3 protein-coding genes are annotated in these 4140 nt (G+C 46.9%); all 3 read left to right on the top strand.

Features of this window, described 5'->3' with window-relative positions; genetic code table 11:
* A partial coding sequence (scpA, locus tag B7X71_RS12820) for a methylmalonyl-CoA mutase (protein ID WP_293600934.1) occupies positions 1-1554 on the top strand: 1554 nt, incomplete at its 5' end.
* A 22-nt stretch (positions 1555-1576) separates the two neighbouring features.
* A complete protein-coding gene (gene meaB / locus B7X71_RS12815; protein WP_293600933.1) occupies positions 1577-2602 on the top strand; it encodes a methylmalonyl Co-A mutase-associated GTPase MeaB in 1026 nt (341 codons plus the stop codon).
* A gap of 10 nt (positions 2603-2612) precedes the next feature.
* Positions 2613-4140 (top strand): acyl-CoA carboxylase subunit beta (locus B7X71_RS12810; RefSeq protein WP_293600932.1); only part of this gene is annotated, 1528 nt, incomplete at its 3' end.

The following is a 4140-nucleotide window of genomic DNA, read 5'->3' as shown; positions in this document are numbered from 1 at the left end:
AACACTTATATCTACCCACCAGAGCCCTCAATGCGCATCATCGGTGACATCATTGAATACACCGCGAAGTACATGCCGAAATTTAACTCGATCTCTATCTCGGGTTATCACATGCAAGAGGCTGGTGCAAATCAAGTTCTCGAACTCGCTTTCACATTGGCTGATGGTAAAGAGTACGTCAAAACTGCTCTGGCTAAGGGCTTAGATGTCGATGGTTTTGCGGGTCGCCTTTCATTCTTCTTTGCTATTGGCATGAACTTTTACCTTGAAGTTGCCAAGTTACGCGCTGCTCGTCTCTTGTGGTGGCGCATTATGAAGTCGTTTGAGCCAAAGAATCCAAAGTCCTTGATGTTGCGTACACATTGCCAAACATCGGGATGGTCTTTAACAGAACAGGACCCATATAACAACGTGGTTCGTACAACAGTTGAAGCTATGGCCGCAGTTTTTGGTGGTACACAATCTTTGCATACGAATTCATTTGATGAAGCGATTGCTTTGCCATCTGAATTCTCAAGTCGTATTGCTCGAAATACCCAGTTAATTCTGCAAGAAGAGACCCATATCACTAGCGTGATCGATCCCTGGGCTGGTTCTTACATGATGGAGAATCTCACTCAAGAGATGGCTGATAAGGCCTGGGAAATCATTCAAGAAGTTGATGCCATGGGTGGTATGACTAAGGCGGTAGAGAGTGGTTGGGCTAAGCTCAAGATTGAAGCAGCGGCTGCCGAGAAACAGGCCAAAATCGATTCCGGTTCTGATGTCATTGTTGGCGTGAATAAATATAAGCTCGGCAAAGAAGACTTGGTTGACGTCTTGATGATTGACAACGACAAAGTCCGTGAAAGCCAGGTTGCACGCTTAAAAGACATCAGAGCTAAGCGTGACTCCAAAAAAGTGGAGGCCGCATTAGAGGCATTAACCAAAGCTGCAGAAGAAAATACCGGTAACTTATTAGAGTTGGCGGTACAGGCAATTCGTTTGCGGGCAACCGTTGGTGAGGTTTCTGATGCATTAGAAAAAGTTTACGGGCGCCATCGCGCCGATACTCAAAAGGTGACCGGTGTGTATGCAGCTGCTTACGACTCAGCAGAAGGCTGGGAAAAATTGAAAGTTGAGATTGCGGATTTTGCAAAAGACTTTGGTCGTCGCCCACGTGTGATGATTGCCAAGCTTGGACAAGATGGTCATGATCGTGGCGCTAAAGTCGTTGCAACTGCGTTTGCTGACTTAGGGATTGACGTTGATATTGGCCCCTTATTCCAAACGCCAGAAGAGTGCGCTCGTCAGGCGATTGAGAATGACGTTCACGCTTTAGGCATCTCTACTCTTGCAGCAGGACATAAAACTTTAGTGCCAGCAATTATTGCTGAGCTGAAGAAGCAGGGCGCTGACGACATTATTGTCTTCGATGGTGGTGTGATTCCAAGACAGGACTACGACTTCTTGTATGAGGCTGGTGTGAAAGGTATTTATGGCCCAGGTACTCCGATTCCGGCATCGGCAAAGGATGTGCTTGAGCAGATTCGTAAATCTGTAAAGCCTGATTAACTTACGGATCGTCGATATCAGCATGCTCAATGCAGTTGACCAAATCTTGGTGAATGATCTCACCGGTGCGCCTTCATCGGCGCAGCGTCGAGCCTTGGCGAAGATCATCACTTTGCTTGAGTCCACTCGCATGGATCATCGCAAACGTGCTGATGAGGTACTCAATACCTTATTACCAAAGACGGGCAAGTCATTTCGTTTGGGCATCTCAGGCGTGCCAGGTGTTGGTAAGTCCACATTAATTGAAACTTTGGGCTTGTATCTGATTGAGAAGGGTCATCGCGTTGCCGTTTTGGCTATTGATCCTTCTTCAAGCTTATCTGGAGGCTCCATTTTGGGTGATAAGACCCGCATGGAGAGATTGTCAGTTTTAGACAATGCATTTATTCGGCCGAGCCCCTCATCCTGCACATTGGGTGGCGTAGCTGAGAAAACACGAGGGGCCATGCTGGTTGCTGAGGCAGCGGGTTTTGACATTGTGATTGTTGAGACTGTGGGTGTAGGCCAAAGTGAAATTGCAGTTGCCGGTATGACGGATATGTTCTTGCTACTGCAGTTGCCTAATGCAGGAGATGATCTTCAGGCGATTAAAAAAGGTGTCATGGAAATTGCCGATTTGATTGTGATTAATAAGGTGGATATCGATCCTGATGCAGCAATGCGCGCGCAATTATTTATTACTAGCTCCTTGCGTCTTTTAGGCTTCCAGGGCAACCCCGATCATGCTTCACATAATCAGGAGTATTGGCATCCCCAGGTCATGACCCTCAGCGCCTTAGAAGGCAGTGGCGTGCCCGAGTTATGGGAAAAAATTCTACATTTTCAGAAACTGCAAAACGCAAATGGCCAGTTACAGTCACGCCGTAAGCAACAGGCAGGTGCCTGGATGTGGGATCGAATTGATGCAGGCCTCAAGAATGCCTTTCAGAATCACCCAGCAGTACAAGCACTATTACCCGGCCTGAGTGCCGAGGTAAATCAAGGAACCATGGCCGCTTCTGTTGCTGCGAGACGTTTGCTCGAAGCAATGGGACACGAATTTTTCTAAGGGAGTAGTTATGAAGGAAATCATTCAACAGCTTGAAGCAAAGCGCGAACTTGCCAGATTAGGTGGTGGGCAAAAGCGTATTGCTGCTCAACATTCCAAAGGCAAATTGACTGCACGTGAGCGTATTGAGCTCTTGTTAGATGCAGGTACTTTTGAAGAGTGGGATATGTTCGTTGAGCATCGTTGCCATGACTTTGGTATGGCTGATCAAACTGTTCCAGGTGACGGTGTTGTCACTGGTTATGGAATGATCAATGGACGCTTGGTTTTCGTTTTCTCACAAGACTTTACTGTCTTGGGCGGCTCACTCTCAGAGGCGCATGCCGAGAAGATTTGCAAGATCATGGATCAAGCTCTCAAGGTGGGTGCCCCTGTTATTGGCTTGAATGACTCTGGTGGTGCGCGTATTCAAGAGGGTGTTGCCTCTTTGGGTGGCTATGCTGAGATTTTCCAGCGTAATGTGACTGCTTCTGGAGTCATTCCGCAAATCTCTTTAATTATGGGACCATCGGCAGGTGGCGCTGTGTATTCACCAGCGCTAACGGATTTCATCTTCATGGTGAAAGACAGCTCTTACATGTTCGTTACTGGCCCAGAAGTGGTAAAGACTGTGACCCATGAGGATGTCACCGCTGAAGAGTTGGGTGGCGCTATTACACATTCGACTATTTCAGGTGTTTGTGACTTAGCTTTTGATAATGATGTTGACGCCATCATGATGCTACGTCGTTTCTTTAACTATCTCCCCTTATCGAATCGTGAAAAGCCGCCAACTATCAATGGCGCACAACGCACTGAAGAGCCTGATTTCTCTCTCGATACATTGGTACCAAGCAATCCAAATCAACCTTACGATATGAAAGAGTTAATCGAGAAGATTGTTGATGATGGTGAGTTTTTTGAATTACAGCCTGATTATGCAAAAAACATCTTGATCGGTTTTGCGCGCATGGAAGGTCGCTCTATTGGTATCGTTGCTAACCAGCCTTTAGTGCTGGCTGGCTGCTTAGATATCAAAGCATCTATTAAAGCAGCTCGCTTTGTTCGATTCTGCGATGCCTTTAATATTCCGGTTGTGACCTTGGTTGACGTACCTGGATTTATGCCTGGTACATCACAAGAATATGGCGGCATTATTAAACACGGTGCTAAGTTGCTCTATGCCTATGCAGACTGCACAGTACCTAAGGTCACTCTGATTACCCGTAAAGCTTACGGCGGTGCTTATGACGTGATGGCTTCCAAACACTTGCGTGGCGACGTTAACTTTGCCTGGCCTTCAGCTGAAATTGCAGTGATGGGACCAAAGGGTGCTGTGGAAATTATCTTCCGCGAAGAAAAATCGGATCCAGCAAAAATTGCAGCTCGCGAGGCTGAATACAAAGCTAAGTTTGCAAATCCATTTGTAGCGGGGCGACGTGGCTATATTGATGATGTGATCTTGCCGCATGAGACACGTAAGCGTATCTCACGTTCTTTGGCCATGCTTAAAGACAAAGAGCTGACAAACCCACCGCGTAAACACGGCAATATTCCCC

It is taken from the genome of Polynucleobacter sp. 39-46-10 (assembly GCF_002282275.1).
The sequence above is the reverse complement of the archived record's forward strand: the minus strand, read 5'-3'. Positions and strand labels throughout refer to the sequence as shown.